The organism is Acidovorax bellezanensis (genome assembly GCF_025421555.1).
In the GTDB taxonomy this organism is placed as follows: Bacteria; Pseudomonadota; Gammaproteobacteria; order Burkholderiales; family Burkholderiaceae_C; genus Comamonas; species Comamonas bellezanensis.
This window is the reverse complement of record NZ_JAODYH010000007.1, coordinates 222,356-241,194: the sequence shown is the minus strand read 5'-3', so window position 1 is coordinate 241,194 and position 18,839 is coordinate 222,356. Positions and strand designations below refer to the sequence as shown.

At 66.0% G+C, this 18,839-nt stretch carries 19 protein-coding genes; 10 read left to right on the top strand and 9 right to left on the bottom strand.

The features are described 5' to 3' along the window. Positions 1-81: 81 nt before the first annotated feature. Both N0K08_RS15120 and N0K08_RS15115 read left to right on the top strand, forming a co-directional pair. On the top strand, positions 82-987 hold the full coding sequence (locus tag N0K08_RS15120; protein ID WP_261501218.1) for a LysR family transcriptional regulator: 906 nt from the start codon (positions 82-84) through the stop codon (positions 985-987). Between the two features lie 157 nt (positions 988-1,144). After that, positions 1,145-2,263 (top strand): NADH:flavin oxidoreductase/NADH oxidase, encoded by a 1,119-nt coding sequence (locus N0K08_RS15115; protein WP_261501217.1) that lies wholly within the window; start codon positions 1,145-1,147, stop codon positions 2,261-2,263. Between the two features lie 40 nt (positions 2,264-2,303). Here N0K08_RS15115 and trmB read toward each other — a convergent pair whose 3' ends face one another. The 4 genes from trmB to N0K08_RS15095 form a co-directional block, all read right to left on the bottom strand. Then, entirely contained in the window at positions 2,304-3,065 is a 762-nt protein-coding gene (trmB, locus tag N0K08_RS15110; RefSeq protein ID WP_261501216.1) for a tRNA (guanosine(46)-N7)-methyltransferase TrmB, read from the bottom strand. Next, the gene (gluQRS, locus tag N0K08_RS15105) at positions 3,058-4,038 is read right to left on the bottom strand and encodes a tRNA glutamyl-Q(34) synthetase GluQRS (protein ID WP_261501215.1); all 981 of its coding nucleotides are present in this window, start codon (positions 4,036-4,038) and stop codon (positions 3,058-3,060) included. Before gluQRS ends, trmB begins: the two co-directional genes overlap by 8 nt. Next, complete coding sequence (locus N0K08_RS15100) at positions 4,035-5,111, bottom strand: NAD(P)/FAD-dependent oxidoreductase (protein ID WP_261501214.1); 1,077 nt, start codon at positions 5,109-5,111, stop codon at positions 4,035-4,037. The genes gluQRS and N0K08_RS15100 overlap by 4 nt, the downstream gene beginning before the upstream one ends. Before the next feature lie 157 nt (positions 5,112-5,268). Continuing rightward, positions 5,269-6,207, bottom strand: a complete 939-nt coding sequence (locus N0K08_RS15095) for a LysR family transcriptional regulator (RefSeq protein ID WP_261501213.1) — start codon at positions 6,205-6,207, stop codon at positions 5,269-5,271. Between the two features lie 116 nt (positions 6,208-6,323). Here N0K08_RS15095 and N0K08_RS15090 point away from each other — a divergent pair, with 116 nt between their 5' ends. Both N0K08_RS15090 and N0K08_RS15085 read left to right on the top strand, forming a co-directional pair. After that, positions 6,324-7,025 (top strand): pirin family protein, encoded by a 702-nt coding sequence (locus tag N0K08_RS15090; protein ID WP_261501212.1) that lies wholly within the window; start codon positions 6,324-6,326, stop codon positions 7,023-7,025. 42 nt (positions 7,026-7,067) lie between these two features. Further along, complete coding sequence (locus N0K08_RS15085; RefSeq protein WP_261501211.1) at positions 7,068-7,478, top strand: DoxX family protein; 411 nt, start codon at positions 7,068-7,070, stop codon at positions 7,476-7,478. A gap of 75 nt (positions 7,479-7,553) precedes the next feature. On the opposite strand, the gene N0K08_RS15080 is transcribed toward N0K08_RS15085, so the two are convergent. From N0K08_RS15080 to N0K08_RS15065, 4 genes are read right to left on the bottom strand one after another with little or no spacing between them, the layout of a single operon-like run. Next, positions 7,554-8,315 carry a sulfurtransferase gene (locus tag N0K08_RS15080; RefSeq protein WP_261501210.1) on the bottom strand — a complete coding sequence of 254 codons (762 nt, stop codon included), beginning with the start codon at positions 8,313-8,315 and terminating at the stop codon, positions 7,554-7,556. Between the two features lie 40 nt (positions 8,316-8,355). Next, positions 8,356-9,204 (bottom strand): MinD/ParA family protein, encoded by an 849-nt coding sequence (locus N0K08_RS15075; RefSeq protein ID WP_261501209.1) that lies wholly within the window; start codon positions 9,202-9,204, stop codon positions 8,356-8,358. A 10-nt stretch (positions 9,205-9,214) separates the two neighbouring features. Further along, positions 9,215-9,997, bottom strand: a complete 783-nt coding sequence (locus N0K08_RS15070; protein ID WP_261501539.1) for a GGDEF domain-containing protein — start codon at positions 9,995-9,997, stop codon at positions 9,215-9,217. A 19-nt stretch (positions 9,998-10,016) separates the two neighbouring features. Beyond that, positions 10,017-11,729 carry a SulP family inorganic anion transporter gene (locus N0K08_RS15065; protein ID WP_261501208.1) on the bottom strand — a complete coding sequence of 571 codons (1,713 nt, stop codon included), beginning with the start codon at positions 11,727-11,729 and terminating at the stop codon, positions 10,017-10,019. A 133-nt stretch (positions 11,730-11,862) separates the two neighbouring features. Between N0K08_RS15065 and N0K08_RS15060 the strand changes: the two genes are divergently transcribed. From N0K08_RS15060 to N0K08_RS15045, 4 genes are all read left to right on the top strand, one after another. Then, positions 11,863-12,336, top strand: a complete 474-nt coding sequence (locus N0K08_RS15060) for a BON domain-containing protein (RefSeq protein WP_261501207.1) — start codon at positions 11,863-11,865, stop codon at positions 12,334-12,336. 154 nt (positions 12,337-12,490) lie between these two features. Continuing rightward, entirely contained in the window at positions 12,491-13,723 is a 1,233-nt protein-coding gene (locus N0K08_RS15055) for a PLP-dependent transferase (protein WP_261501206.1), read from the top strand. A 111-nt stretch (positions 13,724-13,834) separates the two neighbouring features. Continuing rightward, positions 13,835-14,641, top strand: coding sequence for a DUF2189 domain-containing protein (locus tag N0K08_RS15050; RefSeq protein ID WP_261501205.1), 807 nt, complete (start codon positions 13,835-13,837; stop codon positions 14,639-14,641). A 46-nt stretch (positions 14,642-14,687) separates the two neighbouring features. After that, entirely contained in the window at positions 14,688-14,876 is a 189-nt protein-coding gene (locus tag N0K08_RS15045; protein WP_261501204.1) for a hypothetical protein, read from the top strand. A gap of 88 nt (positions 14,877-14,964) precedes the next feature. Here N0K08_RS15045 and N0K08_RS15040 read toward each other — a convergent pair whose 3' ends face one another. Continuing rightward, on the bottom strand, positions 14,965-15,624 hold the full coding sequence (locus N0K08_RS15040) for an arylesterase (protein ID WP_408642959.1): 660 nt from the start codon (positions 15,622-15,624) through the stop codon (positions 14,965-14,967). Positions 15,625-15,644: 20 nt separating this feature from the next. On the opposite strand from N0K08_RS15040, the gene N0K08_RS15035 reads away from it, so the two are divergent. Next, positions 15,645-16,337: an ABC transporter ATP-binding protein gene (locus N0K08_RS15035; RefSeq protein WP_261501203.1), complete on the top strand. Its 693-nt coding sequence runs from the start codon at positions 15,645-15,647 to the stop codon at positions 16,335-16,337. Positions 16,338-16,535: 198 nt separating this feature from the next. Continuing rightward, on the top strand, positions 16,536-18,833 hold the full coding sequence (locus tag N0K08_RS15030) for a putative bifunctional diguanylate cyclase/phosphodiesterase (RefSeq protein ID WP_261501202.1): 2,298 nt from the start codon (positions 16,536-16,538) through the stop codon (positions 18,831-18,833). The last annotated feature ends 6 nt before the right edge of the window (positions 18,834-18,839 follow it).

Sequence of the window (18,839 nt, the reverse complement as noted above, 5' to 3'; positions counted from 1 at the left end):
CGGGCCGCTTCCCCGACCGCCTTCATTCCGGGCGCGATTGCGATATAAACCAAGTTGGTTTGTAGCGAGGTAGTGATAAGAATGAAAGATATCAGGAGCATGGACCTCAACCTGCTCAAGGCGCTTGACGCCTTGCTGGACGAGTGCAATGTGACCCGGGCTGCGACACGCCTGGGGCTGACCCAGCCGGCGATGAGCGGCATGTTGACGCGCTTGCGCGAGAGCTTTGGCGATCCGCTGTTCGCGCGCGCCCAGCGCGGCATGGTGCCCACGCAGCGCGCCCTGGACCTGGGCTTGCCGATCAAGCAGGTGCTGGCCGAGATCGACGCGCTGCTGCAGCCGCCGGTGTTCGATCCCACGACCGCGCGTCTGACCTTCACCATCGCCTCCACCGACTACGCGCTGCACGCGATTGCCGTGCCCTTTCTGTCGGCGCTCAAGCCGCTGGCCCCGCATATCCGCGTGGCGCTGGTCCCCGTCAAGAACGGACAGGTGCAGGCCCAGTTGGAACGCGGCCAGATCAGCCTGGCTTTGCTGAGCCCGGAAAACACGCCGCCCGATCTGCATGCGCGCGAGCTGTTTCGCGAGCGCTATGTCTGCGTGCTGCGCGAAGGCCACCCCGTGGCCAAGGGGCGCAAGCTCACGCTCAAGCAGTTCTGCGCGCTCGACCATGCGCTGGCTTCCTATGAGGGCGGCGGCTTTCACGGCGTCACCGACGAGGCGCTGGAAAAGCTCGGCATGCGGCGCGAAGTCACGGTGTCGGTCAAATCGTTTCTGATCCTGCCCGATATTCTGCGGGCCAGCGACATGGTGGCCATCCTGCCCAGCCGGCTGGTCGCGGGCATGGAAGGTTTGGTGGTCTCGGCGCCGCCGCTCGAAGTGCCCGGCTTCAGCAAGACCGCCGTCTGGCATGAGCGCACCCACCATGACCCCGCGCACCGCTGGCTGCGCGAGCTGTTGTTCAAGACTTGCGCCGACCGCAGATAGCCGGCGGTGCATTGCCGCTGATATCAATTCAGGTGATGTAAATCATAAATTTATAGCATTTGATTTATTCCACGAGCATCACCATCTGCTGAGGTGGGTCCCAGGCGCTCGTCGTTGGCGCCGCTTTCTTTCCTTTTTTGCCAGCAAGAAAATCAACATGTCCGCATTGTTTTCCCCGTTCACCCTCAAAGATGTCACGCTGCGCAATCGCATCGCCGTGCCGCCCATGTGCCAGTACAGCGCCGTCGACGGCCTCAGTACCGATTGGCACCAGGTCCACTATCCGTCGATCGCGCGCGGCGGCGCCGGGCTGGTGATCGTCGAAGCCACGGCGGTTTCGCCTGAAGGCCGCATCACCCCGGCCTGTCTGGGCCTGTGGAACGACACCCAGGCCCAAGGCCTGGCGCGCATCGCGGCGGCCATCAAGGCCGAAGGCGCGGTGCCCGGCATCCAGATCGGCCATGCGGGCCGCAAGGCCAGTGCCAACCGTCCCTGGGAAGGCGACGACCATATTCCCGCGGGCGACGCGCGTGGCTGGCAGCCTATCGCGCCGTCGGCGATTGCTTTCGGTGGTGGCCTGCCGCGCGTTCCGACCGAAATGACGCTGGCCGACATCGTGCGCGTCAAGGCCGACTTCGTCGCCGCAGCACGCCGCGCGCGCGACGCGGGCTTCCAGTGGCTGGAGCTGCACTTCGCTCACGGCTATCTCGCGCAGAGCTTTTTCTCGGCGCACTCGAATCAGCGCACCGATGCCTACGGCGGCAGCTTCGACAACCGCGCGCGCTTTCTGCTGGAAACGCTGGCGGCGGTGCGCGAAGTCTGGCCGCAGAACCTGCCGCTGACGGCGCGCTTCGGTGTGATCGAGTACGACGGCAAGGACGAGGAGACGCTGGCCGAGTCGATCAAGCTGGTCAAGCAGATGCGCCAAGGCGGCCTGGACCTGCTCAATGTCAGCGTCAATTTCGTGATTCCCGACGTGCAGATTCCCTGGGGCACGCCGGCTTTTCTCGCGCCCATCGCCCAGCGCGTGGCGCGCGAGGCCGGCCTGCCGGTCGCGTCGAGCTGGGGCATCGATGACGCCGAGATCGCGGAACGCGCGGTCGCCGAGCAGCAGATGTCGCTGGTGATGATTGGCCGCGCGATGCTGGCCAACCCCCACTATCCCTATGTGCTGGCGCAGGCGCTCAAACAGGCGCGCCCTGACTGGACGCTGCCCGCGCCTTACGCGCATTGGCTGGAACGCTACCGCGGCGCGGGCAAGAAGTCCGTGCAGTAAGCGGGGGCGCTAGTCAAGCGGCGAAAGCCGCTTGGTAGGTTCAGGCCTTGCGGCGGAACACCAGATCCCAGACGCCGTGGCCCAGCTTGATGCCGCGGTTCTCGAACTTGGTCAGCGGACGGTAGTCGGGCTGGGGTGCATAGGCCTGGGCCGTATTTTCCAGCAGCGGCTCGGCCGACAGCACTTCCAGCATCTGCACGGCATAGGGCTCCCAGTCGGTCGCGCAATGCAGGTAGCCGCCGGGCTTGAGGCGTGAGGCCAGCTTGGCGATCAGCGGCGCCTGCACCAGGCGGCGCTTGTTGTGCTTCTTCTTGTGCCAGGGGTCGGGAAAGAAGATGTGCACGCCATCGATGCTGGCTTCGGGCAGCATGTTGTCAATGACTTCCACGGCATCGTGCCGCAGGATGCGGATGTTCTGGATGTCCTGCTCGCTGATGCGCTTGAGCAGCGCGCCGACGCCAGGTTCGTGCACTTCGCAGCACAGGAAGTTGTCGTCGGGGCGCACGCGCGCGATATGCGCCGTGGCTTCGCCCATGCCGAAACCGATTTCCAGGATCAGCGGGGCGCTGCGTCCGTACGCGGCATTTGCATCCAGCGGGGCCGCCTGGTAGTTCAGCAGGAACTGGGGGCCGACTTCGGCAAAGGCCTTGGCCTGACCGGTCGTGGTGCGGCCTGCGCGGAGCACATAGCTTTTGATGGTTTTGGGATAAGCCACGCCGGCGGGGGCTGCTGTGCCGGGCGTTGCGTCTTGGGGGGCGTCAGGGCCGGGAGCGGCCGCATCATGGGTTTGGTGTTCAGTCACGGGGCAGATTGTAATTTGCCCGCCAGGCTGCGACCCACAGGGCCAGTGCATCGGCCAGGGATTTGTGGGTGCAATCGGCGGCGGGAAGGCCCAGGGCGGCCGCGGCGGCGTCCAGCGCGGCGCGGCAGGCCTGGGATGTGGAGACATCGACGGCGCGCGCGCCGTGCTGCTTGGAGAGTTTTTCGCCGTCGGCGCGCAGCACCAGCGGCGTGTGCAGATAGGCCGGCGTGGGCAGGCCCAGGGCCTGCTGCAGCAGCATCTGGCGCGGCGTGTTGTCGGTCAGGTCCGCGCCGCGCACGACATGGCTGACCTGCTGTGCACCGTCGTCGACCACCACGGCCAACTGGTAGGCCCAGAGGCCGTCGGCGCGGCGCAGCACGAAGTCGCCCACGCTGCCCGCCACGTCCTGCGATTGGGCGCCCAGCCGGCGATCCTGCCACAGCAGCAGGCCGCTGGCCGTATCCCAGGTGGGGGCGCCCGGGCCGTCGAAGCTGCGCGCAAGATGGGCCATCTTGTCGGTCGCAAAGCGCCAGGCGCGGGCCGGGCGGCCCTGCAGGCCCGCGCGGCAGGTGCCGGGGTAGGGGCGCTCGACATGGCGCTCGCGCGCCAGGCCCTGGGCCTGCCAGGCGGCTTCGATGTCCCGTCGTGTGCAGGCGCAGGGGTAGGCGAGCTGCCGCTCCAGCAGCAGCTGCAAGGCTTGTGCGTAAAAATCGCTGCGCGCGGATTGCCACAGCGGCGTTTCGTCGGGCAGCAGGCCGCAGGCGGCGAGCTGCTGCAGGATCAGTTCGTCGGCACCGGGCATGCAGCGCGGCGGGTCTATGTCTTCGATGCGTACCAGCCAGCGCCCGTGGTGGGCGCGCGCGTCGAGCCAACTGGCCAGGGCAGCAACCAGCGAGCCCGCATGCAGCGGGCCCGTGGGAGAGGGCGCAAAGCGCCCGACATAAGAGGAAGGAGTCCGCTGCAAACCGCTCATGCCACTTTCAACGCCAACTCCAGTCCGGAGACAAAAGCGTCTTCCACGCGCGCGCCCAGGCACCAGTCGCCACAGGCGCCCAGACCGGTCTTGCGGTTCCACAGGAAGGGATGGCCCAGGGGGTGCATGGTTTGCGCATGCGGCCAGAAGCGGCTGCTGGTGTAGGTGGGCGTGGCGCGGATGCCGGTGATTTCGGCGAAAGCTTTTTGCAGCTTGGCCTCGATGCGCGCCGCATCGTCGTTGCGGTGCTCCTGCGACCAGGCCGGGCTGGCCTGCACGGTCCAGCGTTCCAGCGCCGCGCGCCCGGGCTTGGACGATTCGCGTGCCAACCAGGCGACGCGGTGGTGGGTGCTGCGCGCCGCATTCCAGTTCGGCCCCAGCGAGATCAGCCCGGGGTGCGGTGCATTGGCGTAGGTCAGGTGCAGCGTCCAGCAGGGCGCGATGTCGATGTTGTCCAGGGCGTGGCAATGCAGGTCGGCGCAGCCGGTGGGCGAGAGCAGGGCGCGGGCCAACGGCGCGGGCAGGGCCACAAGCACCGTGTCAAAGCCGGCATGCACTGTTTGCTGGGAAGGGTCCAGCGTGTTCTCGGTTTGCAGCTGCCACAGCGTGGGGTCGAGCCGGTCGCGCTGCAGGGCGCTGACGCGGGTCTGGGTCAGCAGACGGCCGACATCGGCCAGTGGCTGGGCCCAGGCGGCCGGCAGGCTTTGCATATGGGGTGTGGCCACCCAGTGGGATTCACGCGGTGGCGGCGCGGCGCTGGCGATGCGCCCGGCGCTGTCGAGCACGCGGATGGTGGTGGCGCTCCAGGGGCGGCACAGCTGCGGGTGCATGTCCAGCACCTGCTTGAAGCGCGGATCGCGCACGGTGAAATATTGCGCCCCGGAGTCGAAGCTGCCGTGCAATGTGTTGTGCGAGGCCATGCGGCCGCCGACATCGCTGGCCTGCTCGAACACCGTGACATGGTGGCCGGCCTGCATCAGCGTGCGGGCACAGGCCAGGCCGGCGATGCCGGCACCGATCACGGCAATGGTCTGGGGTCGATGGCGCGCGCGGCGCGGATGGAGTGCGGTCATGGGTGAGGGGGCAGGGGTGCGGAGCGTGCGTGTAGCAGTCATGGCATGCCTTTCGGAAAGCGGGGGAGCAGATTCGGGGTTCTCGCACAGCCACAGCCTGGACGGCGGCCTGCACTGACTCTACACCCGCGCGGCAGCTTGGCGGGCGAAGCTTGCATCAACAGTCCTGATGGTTTTCCAGCAAAGCCGCCCGCGTCGTGGGGCTGGACAACTTTTCCAGCCACCACTGCAATGCCCGTCCGGGGCTGGCATGGCCCGATGTGGTCCAGGCATAGTGCACGCGCAGGCTGCGCGCGGGGCGCACGACCTGGCGCACGACCAGCTTGCCGGCCTGCTCATAGGCTCGGACCATGCCTTGGGGCAGGAAGCCGTAGCCCAGTCCGCGCACCTGGGCTTCGATCTTGGCGGCCATGCTGTCCACCGTGAGCACCTGCTGGCCGTCGAGCAGGCCCACGCTGGTGGTGTCGCGCAGCCCCGAGTCGGCCACGGCAATCGCCCGGTGCTGGAGCAGGGTGGCGTCGCTGATGGGCTCGACTTCCTGGGCCAGCGGGTGGTGGGGGGCCACGGCCAGAATGAAGGCCAGGTCCCCCAGGTCCTGCAGCTGAATGCCGGCCACGTTGCTGGCGTTGACGGCTACGCCTATGGCCAGATCGGCGCGGCCGTTGGTCAGCGGCTCGAGCGTGCCATTGAGAATGCCCTCGCGCAGCTTCAGGCGCGTGGGCGGGGCGATGGCGTAAAAGGCCTCGACCAGATCGAACAGCGGCCCGCGCGCCAGTACGCCGTCGGTGACGATGGTCAGCTGCGGCTCCCAGCCCGTGGCGACGCGGCGCACGCGGTGCGCCAGGCTGTCGATGTCCTGCAGCAGCCGGGCGCCTTCGCGCAGCAATTCCATGCCGGCTTCGGTGGGCTGGGCCTGGCGCGAACGCCGGTCGAACAGCAGCACATCCAGCGCATCTTCCATTTGCCGCACGCGGTAGGTCAGGGCGCTGGGCACCAGGCCCAGCGAACGGGCGGCGGCGGCAAAGCTGCCGGTGTCGGCAATCACCTGCAGCATGGCCAGGCTGTCGGGAGTCAGTGCGTCGCGGGGGCTGGACATGGGTGGTGGAGGCGGCGAAGGTTCAAAGGGTTTGAATGATGCCATCAATCTGGCTGCAACCGCCCGCAGGCGGTCGGCGCTACAGTGAAAGCATAGAGATATCAAGGAGTTTCCCCATGCTGACCCTGCGCAAATCCGGCGACCGTGGCTATGCCGACCACGGCTGGCTGAAGTCCTTTCACAGCTTTTCGTTTGCCGGCTACCACGACCCGGCGCACATGGGCTTTGGCAACCTGCGCGTGATCAACGAAGACCGCATCGCCGCCGGCACGGGCTTTGGCGCGCATGGCCACCGCGACATGGAAATCATCAGCTATGTGCTCAGCGGCGAGCTGTCCCACGAGGACGACATGGGCAACGTGGCGCGCATCGTTCCCGGCGACGTGCAGCGCATGAGTGCGGGCACCGGCGTGGTGCACAGCGAGCGCAACCAGGCGCCCGGACAGGAGACGCATTTCTTCCAGATCTGGCTGCTGCCCTCACGCTCCGGCATTGCGCCCGGCTATGCGCAAAAGCGATTCGAAGACGCCGACAAGCGCGGGCGGCTGTGCCTGGTGCTGTCGCCCGACGGCGCCCAAGGCTCGGTCCAGGTCCATGCCGATGCGCGCCTGTGGGCCGGCCTGTTCGATGGGGACGAGCGCCACCACGCGGCCCTGCCCGCGGGGCGCAAATGCTACGTGCACCTGGTGCGCGGCAGTTTGCAAATTAATGGAACAACGCTTACAAGCGGAGATGCGGCGCTTCTGGAGAATGAGCCTCATCTGACACTGGACGCGGGTGTCGGCGCCGAAGTGCTGGTATTCGATCTGGCGGCGTGAACGGGAAATTTCCCCTTTGGACTTCACCTAGGAGGTATTTATATGTGGACTTCTTTGCAAAATCCGTTGGCGCTCGTGGGCCGTATCCTGCTGGCGCTGCTGTTCATTCCTACCGGCGTGGGCAAGCTCACCGGCTTTGCCGGCAACGTGGCCTATACGGCATCGGGCGGCATTCCCATGCCGGAAGTGGCGACGGCCATTGCCTTGCTGATTGAACTTGTCGGTGGTGTGGCCCTGCTGCTGGGTTGGGGTACGCGCTGGGCAGCCTTGGCCCTGGCTTTCTTCACCCTGGTGGCAAGCGTCTTCTTCCACAACTTCTGGGGCGTGCCTGCTGAGCAAGCGTTCATGCAGCAGTTGCTGTTCTACAAGAACATCGCCGTGGTCGGCGGCTTGCTGGCGTTTGCGGCCTTCGGCCCAGGCGGCCTGAGCGTGGATGCGCGCAGAATGAAATAAAGCAGCCTCAAAGCCGCTTGGCGTCGGGGGCCGCCCCCCGCGGCTTCCCCTCTCATCCTGCGCTGGAGGAGGCGGTCAGCCCGCCGAAGGGGGCAACTCGCTGGTCGGGACCGTATCCAGCGCAGGGTCCAACACGCGGCGTTCGTCGAACACAAAGCAGCCGCCGTGGTAGTGGGCGCCGTCGGTCTCCTCGAAGTACTTGAGGATGCCGCCTTCGAGCTGGTAGACATGCTCAATGCCCTGCTCATGCATCAGGATGGCGGCTTTTTCGCAGCGTATGCCGCCCGTGCAGTAGCTGACCACGGTCTTGCCGGCCAACTCTTGCTGGTGGGCTTGCAGGGCCGCGGGAAACTCGGTGAACTTGCTGATGCGCCAGTCCAGGGCCGAGTCGAATGCGCCGGCGTCGACTTCGAAGTCGTTGCGCGTGTCGAGCGTGACCACGGGCCGGCCTTCGTCGTCATGGCCTTGCTCCAGCCACTGGCGCAGCCGGGCCGGGCTGACCGATGGCGCGCGGCCGGCGGCGGGCTGTATGGCCGGGTGGTCCATGCGGATGATTTCACGCTTGACCTTGACCAGCATCTTGCGAAACGGCACGGTGCTCGACCAGCTCTCCTTGGGCGCGAGGTCGGCAAAGCGCGCATCGCAGCGCAGCGCATCGACAAAGGCGTGCACGCGCTCGGCCGGGCCGGCGAGGAAGAAGTTGATGCCTTCTTCGGCGAGCAGGATGGTGCCCTTGAGGTCTTCAGCCAGCGCGCGCGCCAGCAGCAGCTCGCGCAGCGCCTGCGCATCCGGCAGCGCCACGAACTTGTAGCAGGAAATGTTGAGAATATCGGTCACGGGAAAACGCCTGGGGCAGGCAGCGCAGGGGCAGAGCCTCTCACGCCACCAGCATAGCTTTGATCTTGTTGGCCAGCTGCGCCACGGCGAGCGCGGCGGCGCAGCCGGGCGTCGATTGTAGAAGCAATTGCCGGCGCATGACGGACTCGCGCACGGCCGGGTCGGCAGGGATGTCGCCCATGTGGATCAGCCGCATGGGCTGGCCGCTTTCGGTGGTCACGAAGCGGTTGAGCACCTGCTGCAACTGCCCCGTGATCGCCCGCCCGTCGCCGGGGCGCACGGCCTGGTTGATGACCAGGCGCATGTGCTGGCGCTTTTGCTGGGTGGTGAGGACCTTGATGGCGGCATAGGCGTCGGTCAGCGAAGTGGGCTCGGGCGTGGCCACGATCATCACTTCATTGGCCATGGACACGGAGAACAGCACCACATCGGAAATGCCCGCGCCGGTGTCCAGCAGCACCACGTCGAAGCGCGGCGCCATGGTTTCCACGACTTCGAGGAACTTGCTGCGCACTTCCGGCGTGAGGTGCGAATACTCGATCATGCCGGAGCCGGCCAGGATCACCGAGAAGCCGCCGGGCGCGGGCAGCACCGCGTCTTCGAGCGAAGCCTTGCCCGTGAACACATCGTGCAGCGTGATCTTGGGGAAAAGATTGAGCACCACGTCCAGATTGGCCAGGCCCAGGTCGGCGTCCAGAACCAGTACCTTGAGTCCATGGCGGGTCAGCGCGGCGGCGAGGTTGGCCGAGACAAATGTCTTGCCGACGCCGCCTTTGCCACTGGTCACGGCAATGATCTGGGCTCTGTGCTGTGGGCGCGCGCGCACCGCGTCGCCCAGGGGAATATGGGTCGAAATGGAGGGATGGGGGGGCAGCACGGCGTTGCTCATCGCATGGCTTTCACAGGCCGTTGCTCGGACCTACGGACTTGCCGCCAGTCACAGCCGACGGGTCTTCCCCATGGAGGGGGGGGTACGAGGAACCAAACAACATGCTTTTTTCTTCTGCACTCACGGTGCTGTCGGGTTGTTCTTCGATGCTGATGCGGTTGCGGCCGGCGGATTTGGCTTGGTAGAGCTGGTTGTCGGCACGTTCGATCCATAGTTGGGTGGTGCTGCGAATCCATTGCAATGCATAGGCGCCACCAATGCTCACGGACACATGCAGGTCCAGCGCGGGGGAGACCCGGACCACGGTGGACTCGACAGCCTCGCGTATGCGCTCGGCGATCGAGCGGCCAAAAGCCGCCTGGCAGGAGGGCAGGACGATGGCGAACTCCTCGCCGCCGTAGCGCGCGAGGGTGTCCATGGGACGCACGCAGCTGTGCAGGGTTCTGGCCACCGATTGCAGCACGATGTCGCCGGCGATATGGCCATGCGTATCGTTGATTTTCTTGAAATGGTCAATGTCGAGCATGAGCAGCAGGGCGGCTTCGCCCGAGCGCGCCATGCGGTCTATTTCGCGTTCCAGCACGGTGCGGAAATGCCGGCGATTCGCCAGGCCAGTCAGCGGATCGCGCAAAGAAAGCTCGCACAGGCCATCAATCACTGCCTGAAGGTAGTGGGTTGGGGTCTCGTTGGGCAGCACCAGTCCCGGCGCACCAGACTGGGTTACCAGGGTGTGGGCCGTAGACAGGCGCAAGTCGCGCAAGAAGACAGATTGATGGGCCGGGGAACCAGTCACAAATTGCAAAACAGTGTGGTCAGAGTGTATCAGCGCCAGGGTGGGCTGGATTGAGTGGGGTTACGGAAGCTGCGCAAAGTTCCCGCAGTGCGGCCAGTGCTTCGGCATCGGTGCGGTAGAGGACCAGATCCGGCCCCGCGTCCAGGGCGCGGGCGCGGCGCAGGCAATCCTCGACCGGCAGCTTGAGTCCGCTCAGGTGCAGTGTGCCACCGCGCTGGCGCAGCAGGGCGCGGACGCGGACGAAAGTTTCCACGCCGGTGACGTCGACGCGGTTGATGGGCTGGGCCAGCAGGCACAGATGCCGTACTTCGGGGTGCTCGGCCAAGTGGTCGGCGATGCGCCGCTCCAGCGCGGAGGCCGAAGCAAAGTCCAGCTCGGCATCCATGCGCAGCACCACGACGCCGTCGGCCCAGTGGTTCAACTGCCACAGGTGGCGGTCGCGCAGGCTGCCGTCCGGGTGCAGGCCGACTTCAATGATGCGGGGGTGCAGGCGCTGGTACAGAAAATGGCACAGGCCCATCACGATGCCGGCCAGCACGCCCCAGTACAGGCGTGGCGCGGTCGCCAGCGTGAGCGCAAACGTGGACAGGCCTATGCAGGCTTCGGTGCGTGAAATGCGCCACAGGCTGAACATGGTCTGTGGCTTGATGAGGTTGAGCACGGCCGTGACCACGATCGCCGCCAGGGCCGATTGCGGCACATGGTAGAGCGCCGGCGTGAGCCACAGCAGCACCAGAAACACCAGGCCCACCGCAAAAATCGTGGCCCAGCCGGTGCGCGCGCCGGCCATCAGGTTCACGGCCGAGCGCGAAAACGAGGCGCTGGTGGCGAAGCTGCCGAACAGCCCGGCGGTGACCTTGGCCATGCCCTGGGCGATCAGGTCCTGGTTTTCGTTCCAGCGCGTGCCGGCGAGCCGGTGCTCGACCTGGGCGCTGGAGGCGGTTTCGAGAAAACTCACCAGCGAAATCACCAGCACCGGCATGATCAGGGCGGAAAACTCGTCGCCCGAGAGCCAGCCCGGCCAGTGCAGCATGGGCAGGCCGGCCGGCAGGTTGCCGATCACGCTGCCGCCGCTGTCGGCGAAGCCCGTGGCCCAGCTCAGCACGCCGGCCAGGCTGGCGACGACGATGGCCGAGGGAAAGCCCGAGCGCCAGCGCTTGAATGCCATCAGCAGGGCCACGCTGCCCAGGCCTATGGCGGCTGCGCGCAGGTCGAAATGGTGTACCGATGGCGCGCTGAAGACCGCATTCCAGGTGGTGCGCAGGCCCAGCAGCGCGGGCAGCTGCGAGGCCAGGATCAGCAGCGCTGCGGCCTGGGTGAAGCCGTTGAGCACGGGCGACGTGACCAGATTGAGCAGCCAGCCGGCGCGCAAGGCGCCCAGGCTCCATTGCAGCAGGCCGGACAGCAGCGCGATCCAGACCGCCAGACCGACCCAGTGGGCGCTGCCGGGTTCTGCCAGGCCCAGCAGCGAAGTCCCGATCAGCAGGCTGGTGAGCGCCGTCGGGCCCACGCCCAGGCGCGGCGAGGCACTCCACAGCACGGCGACCAGGGCCGGAACCAGCGAAGCGTAAATCCCGGTGACCAGGGGCATGCCGGCCAGCGCGGCGTAGGCCACGCCTTGGGGCAGCAGCATCAGGCCGACCGTCATGCCTGCCCATAGCTCGCCTTGGAGCAGCTCACGGGAGGGGCGAGGCCAGGCGAGAAAAGGAAACCAACGGCTTAAAGAGAGCATCCGCATATTGTGAGGCCGTGCAACAGCCGTGGAACGCTTGGGCGCTTGTCCTACGGGGACGCGGTACATGTGCCATTTACATTTTGACTACGACTAACACGCAGGGCATTCCCTGCGACAAGGAGAAATCAGAATGATCCAGCTACCTCAACGAATTCTTCAGGTCTTGGCAGTGAGCGCTCTGGCGCTGGGCTTGGCCGCTTGCAACAAGAACGAAGAGAAAACCGCGGGCCAGAAGCTGGATGCCGCGGTTTCGCAGACCGAGCAGGCCGCTGCAGACGCCAAGATGCGCGCGGAAGAAGCCGCCAAATCGGCTGGCGCCAAGATCGAGCAGGAAGCCGCCAAAGTCGGTGATGCGGCCAGCAATGTGGCCAGCTCCGCGATGGATGTGGCTGGCGATGCAGCCATCACCGCCGAAATCAAGGCCGGCCTGGTCAAGGACAAGGACCTGAGCGCGCTGCAGATCAACGTCGACACCAAGGGCTCGACCGTGACGCTCAATGGCGTGGCTCCCAGCGAGCAGGCCAAGGCCCGCGCCGAAGACATCGCCAAGGCCGTCAAGGGCGTGGTGGCAGTCAACAACCTGCTGACCGTCAAGGCTCCGTGAGATAAGGGGTGGTGGGACGCGGCCGGGCCTGTCCGGCCGAGCCCCATTGCCCGAGGCAAGGGGCGCTGCACATGGTGGCAGCCGCTGCACTGATACGCGCCCGCACAGCGCTGTTCTCGTTGGCGCCGCACCCGTGGGGCGCTACCATAGCCCCATGAACCAAGCCGCGCCCGACCTGACCACGCACCTCATTCACCATCCCTATCAGCCACCCGCCGATTTCGTGGCGCTGCAGCCCGCGGTGCACAAGGCGTCGACGGTGGTGTTCCCGAATGTAGCCGCCATGCGCGAGCGGCGCTGGCTGGACAAAAGCAGCTACACCTACGGCCTGCACGGCACGCCCACCACCTACCAGCTCGAAGAGCGGCTTTGCACGCTCGAAGGCGGCAAGCAATGCCTGCTTGTGCCCAGCGGCCTGGCGGCGATTGCCACGGTGTCGCTGTCCCTGCTGCACGCCGGCGACGAGGTCCTGATTCCGGACAACGCCTATGGCCCGAACAAGTCGCTGGCCCAGGCCGAATTGCTGCAGTGGGGCATACAGCATGTGTTCTACGACCCCATGGACGTGGGCGATCTGGCTGAAAAGATATCCAAGCGCACCCGCCTGGTCTGGCTCGAAGCGCCGGGCTCGGTCAGCATGGAATTCCCGGACCTGCCGGCCATGGTCGCGCTGTGCCGTGCGCGTGGCGTGATTTCGGCGCTGGACAATACCTGGGGCGCCGGTCTGGCCTTCAAGCCCTTTGATCTGCATGGTGACGGCAGCGGCAGCCTGGGCGTGGATATTTCCGTGCAAGCCCTAACCAAATACCCCAGCGGTGGCGGCGATGTGCTCATGGGCAGCGTGATCACGCGCGACCAGGCCTTGCATTTGCGGCTCAAGCTGACCCACATGCGCCTGGGTTTTGGCGTTTCCGGCAACGACGCCGAAACCGTGCTGCGCTCCTTGCCCAGCATCGCCCTGCGTTACCGCGCCCACGACGTGGCGGCGCGCGAGCTTGCGCTCTGGTTGCAGCAGCATCCGGCCGTGGCCCAGGTGCTGCACCCGGCCCTTGCCGGCGCTCCCGGCCATGCCCATTGGCAGGCATTGTGCGGTCCGGCCAACGGCGGACAGGGCGCGGCGGCGGGCCTGTTCAGCGTGGTGATAGACGCGCGCCACAGTCAGCAGCAGGTGGATCTGCTGTGCGACAGTCTGCGCCTGTTCAAGCTGGGCTATAGCTGGGGCGGGCCGGTGAGCCTGGTCGTGCCCTACGAAATCGAGAGCATGCGCGACCGGCCCGTGCCGCACCTGTTGCCCGGCATCGTGGTGCGCTTCAATGTGGGCCTGGAAGCGGTCCAGGACTTGCGCGCCGATCTGGCCCAGGCCATGCAAAAGGCGTTTCCAGCCTAGCGGGCTGTCCCCTGGTATTTGTCTGGATGCCGTGCAGGTACAGCCGCGCTAAGGTGGCGTGAAGCGCTGCGGTCCGCCGGGCCGGGCGCTCCAGCCGGAGGCCTCATCGCCATGGAAATTTCGCCGATTCCGCAAACGCCTGCCGCAAGCTCCCCGGTGGAGATACGGCCCCTGGGCCTGGCCGATCCTTTTCGCTGGCTGGCGCTGGGCTGGCGCGATGTCCGCGCCGCGCCGGGCATCGCCCTGTTTTACGGTACATGCTTCTGGGGCATGGCCCTGCTGATCGGCTGGCTGTTTCGTTCCCGGCCGGAGTATGTGATGTCGCTGGCCAGCGGCTGTCTGCTGCTCGGGCCTTTTCTGGCCATGGGCCTGTACGATGCCAGCCGGCGCCTGGAAGCCGGTCAGGCGCCCGAACTGGGCCGCTCCATCACGGCCTGGGATGCACACATTCCCAGCATGGCCATGCTGGTGCTGGTCCTGGTGGTGCTGGAATTGCTCTGGGGCCGGGCCTCGATGGTAGTGTTCGCGGTGTTTTTCAATACCGGCATGCCGACCACGGCGGGCGTGATGCAAGCCGTGTTCAGCGTGGAGAACTGGGAATTTCTGGCCGTTTACCTGCTGGTAGGAGGGACATTTGCCGTGCTGGCCTTTGCCGGCATGGTGGTTGCCCTGCCCATGATTCTCGACCGGGACACCGACGCCTTGACGGCCTGCATCACCAGCTTCCGGGTAGTGGCGTCGCAGACCGGCGTCATGCTGCTGTGGGGTGTGCTGATCACGCTGCTGGTCGGTCTCAGTCTCTGGGCCTGGGGCCTAGGGTTATTGCTGACAGGGCCTTTGCTGGGCTGTGCAAGTTGGCACGCCTATCGTTTTGCTGTCCAACCAGGGCCGGCGGCGGTGCCGCAAGCGATAACATAGGGCGCATGGCTGGTACAGTGGACCATTCACCTAACGAAAGAGAACATTGGCAACACCCAACTACGGATACGAAAAACGGCAACGCGAACTTGCCAAGAAGCAAAAGAAGCAGGACAAAGAGCGCGCCAAGGAGCACCGCAAGAGCGACGTGCCTGAGCATTCAGGTGCGACCTACGTAGCCCCTGGCAACGATCCAGCGCCTGCTGCGGATTCGGTGCCGCCCAGCGCGAACTGATATCCAGGCCGCATTGCGCGCAAGTGATGCGGCCGCTGGCTGCAAGGCCACTGCGGCCCCGCGTTCCCGTCGCCTGCCGCGCCCGCGCTCAGCGCAGCAAGGGCTGCAGGTGGGGCCAGACGTTGTCCAGCATCCGTGGATGGGCTTTGGCCGTCGGATGGATGCGGTCGCTCTGGAACCACGCGAGCGGATCGGGCGCATCGGCGATGCCGGCCAGCAAGAACGGCAACAAGGCTGTTTTGTTCTGGCGTGCGACGACGGAAAAAACAGCGGCGAAGTCGCGACCATAGGCGCTGCCATAGTTGGGCGGCACCTGCATGCCCAGCAGCAGGACCTTGGCGCCTGCGGCCTGGCTGGCCTGGACCATGGCCTGCAGATTGGCCTGCGTGCTTTGCAGCGGCAGACCGCGCAGCGCGTCATTCGCACCGAGCTCGATTACCACCACCGTCGGCTGGTGCCGCGCGAGCAGCCCCGGCAGCCGGGCGCGACCGCCCGCACTGGTGTCGCCGCTGACGCTGGCATTCACCACGCGTGCTTGCGGCAGGTTCTTTTCCAGCCGTTGCTGCAGCAGGGCGACCCAGCCCTGGCCCCGGGCCAGGCCGTATTCAGCGCTCAGCGAGTCGCCCAGCACCAGGATGAGTGGATCCTTGGCGGCAGACATGGCGGGCGCCCCCAGGGTGACGGCCGCAGTCGCCAGCGCAGCCAGCAGCCAGCGGCGCGAGCGCCCTTGAGATGGTTTTAATTTCATAGTCCCCATTTCGGATTGATATGCCAGCATCCCTTGCATCCCCTTTGCTCCAAGTCGAGCGCCTTTCCAAGTCGGTCACGGACTCCACCGGGTCACTTGATATCTTGCGGGACATCAACGCCAGTTTCGCACGTGCCGAAACGGTGGCCATCGTGGGCGCGTCCGGGTCGGGCAAGAGTACCTTGCTGTCCATTCTCGCCGGACTCGATACCCCGAGCTCGGGCACGGTGCATCTCGAAGGCCGGGACTTGTTTGCCTTGAGCGAGGACGACCGGGCTGCGCTGCGCGCGCAAAAGCTGGGCTTTGTGTTCCAGAGCTTCCAGCTGATGGGCAATCTGACGGCGCTGGAGAACGTGATGTTGCCACTGGAGCTCGCCGGTCATGGCGCCGCGCGCAAGCTGGCACGCGAGATGCTCGAGCGAGTGGGGCTGGGGCAGCGGCTGGGGCATTACCCGCGGCTGCTGTCGGGCGGGGAGCAGCAGCGCGTGGCCCTGGCGCGGGCGTTTGTCGTGCAACCGGCTTTGCTGCTGGCCGATGAGCCCACGGGCAGTCTGGATTTCGCCACCGGAGCATCTATCATGGAACTGATGTTCGATCTCAACCGGGAGCGTGGCACCACGCTGGTACTGGTCACCCATGACCGCGCCATCGCCGCGCGTTGCGACCGTTGCCTGACGATTGAAGCCGGGCGCATGCTGGCACCTGCCGTATGAACGGTCGGTGTTGAACCGCGCGCTAAAGAGTCGAAAATTGCCCGCTAGATTGCCAAAGGCCTACAAAAAAGCAGCTATGCTGATGGATTATTGGATCCATCGCTTTACCTTCGCTGTGCGCTTTCGGTGTTTCCACGGCGTGCTCACGTTCCCATGACCTTTCGTGCCCCGCGCCCGCCAAAAAGGCATCGCATTTTTTTGCCAGGCATAGCGGTCTTCGTCGTCGGCTTGGCCTTGGGCCGCTGGCTGGGAACGGCGCCGCTGCCCGGTTTGCAGCCGCGGTCGTCCGTACTCGCGGTGCTCGGCGGTGTGCTGCTTTTACTGCTGCTGGCCGTGGGCGTGGTCTGGCAGTTGCGCTGGCGGCGCGCGCGCGCGCGCGCGCTGGCCGCTACGCGCGACAGCAACCAGCGCATCCAGGCCCTGTTCAACCAGGCGGCCGTGGGCGTGGTCCAGGTCGACGCGGTGACCGGGGCCTTCGAGCAGGTCAACCAGCGCTATGCCAATATTCTCGGCCTGCCCATGGACGCGCTGCGGGGTCGAAAATTCAGTGAATTCATCCATCCCAACGACCGCGCCCAGCATGCCGCGCTCAAGCATCGCCTGGGCCTGGGAGACGTGCAGGAATACCAGCTGGAGCTGCGCCTGATTCGCAGCGACGGCGCCATCATCTGGGTCGAGGAAACCACGTCGCCGATAGGACAGGGCGTGCAAGGCCAGGCGCTGAACCTGGGCGTGGTGCAGGATGTGACCGAGCGCCGCCGCCTGGAGCAGCGCCAGCGTGACAACGAAGAGCGCATCCGCATCGTCATGCAGCGCCTGCCCGTGGGCCTGGCCATTCTCAGCGATGAGGGGGACATCCTCTACCGCAACGACCGCTTTGTGTTCATCTGCGGCTACCGTGAAGAGCATGCCGCCACCTCCGATGGCTGGTGGGCCTTGGCCTATCCCGATGAAAATCAGCGCACCAAGGCGTTCGAGCGGCTGCACCAGGCCAAGATGCGTGCGCAGGCGCTGGACGGCAACATAGAGCCGTCCGAATACCGCATCGTGTGCCGCGACGGTACGACCCGCACGGTGGAAATCGGTGGGGTGGTGATGGACGGCCAATACCTGATCACGCTGCAGGATCTGAGCCAGCGCAAGGCCGCCGAGGAAGAAATCCGCTACCTGGCGTTCTACGACCTGCTGACCCAGCTGCCCAACCGCCGGCTGCTGCTGGACCGGCTGCAGCAGGCGCTGGTGGCGGGCGCGCGGCGCCAGCGCTGCGGCGCCCTGTTGATGCTGGACGTGGACGACTTCAAGACGCTCAATGAAACCCGCGGCCACGATCAGGGCGATGCCTTGCTGTGCCAGGTCGCGACCCGCTTGCGCGACAGCGTGGGTACCACCCATACCGTGGGCCGCCAGGGCGGCGACGAATTCGTGGTGGTGCTCGAAGACCTGGGCGACGATCCCGTGCATGCCGCGGCCATGGCGCAGGAAGTGGGGCAGGCCATACTGCATGCGCTGCGCCAGCCCTATCTTCTGGACGGCCAGAAATGCCATGCCACCGTGAGCATGGGGGCCACGATTTTTCAGGGACTGGACGACACCGTGGACGAGTTGCTGCGCCGTGCCGACCTGGCCATGTACCAGGCCAAGAATGCCGGGCGCGACACTTTGCAGTTCTTTGACCCGCGCATGCAGCAGGTGGTGCGCGAACGCGCCACGCTGGAGCAGGACTTGCGCACGGGCCTGGCCCAGCAGCAGTTCGAGCTGTTCTATCAGCCCCAGGTCGAAGACGGGAAAATCAGTGGCGCCGAAGGCCTGCTGCGCTGGCTCCATCCCCTGCAGGGCTTTGTTTCGCCGGCCGCCTTCATTCCGCTGGCCGAGGAAAGCGGCCTGATCGTGCCGCTGGGCGAGTGGGTGCTGCAAGCGGCCTGCGCGCAGCTCGCGCTCTGGGCCGGGCAGCCCGACATGGCCGGGCTGGTGCTGGCCGTGAATGTCAGTCCGCGCCAGTTTCACCAGGCGCAGTTCGTCACCCAGGTGCTCCAGGCGCTGGCGCACAGCGGCGCTCCGGCCAAGCGGCTCAAGCTGGAGTTGACCGAAGGCCTGCTGCTGACCGACGTGGACGACACCATCGCCAAGATGGTGCAGCTCAAGCAGCACGGCGTGGGCTTTTCGCTCGACGATTTCGGCACCGGTTATTCCTCGCTGGCCTACCTCAAGCGCCTGCCGCTGGACCAGCTCAAGATCGACAAGAGCTTTGTGCACGATGTGCTCACCGATCCCAACGATGCCGCCATTGCCCGGACCATCGTGGCCCTGGGCACCAGCCTGGGCTTGCGGGTGATTGCCGAAGGGGTGGAAACCGAAGCGCAGCGCATGTTCCTGCAGGACAACAACTGCCATGCCTGGCAGGGCTATTTGCTGAGCCCACCCGTGCCGGTGGCACAGTTCGAAGCCCTGGTGCGCAGCCGCGCCAGTCTGCCGGGTCTGGCCGACCTGAGCGCTTGATCACTT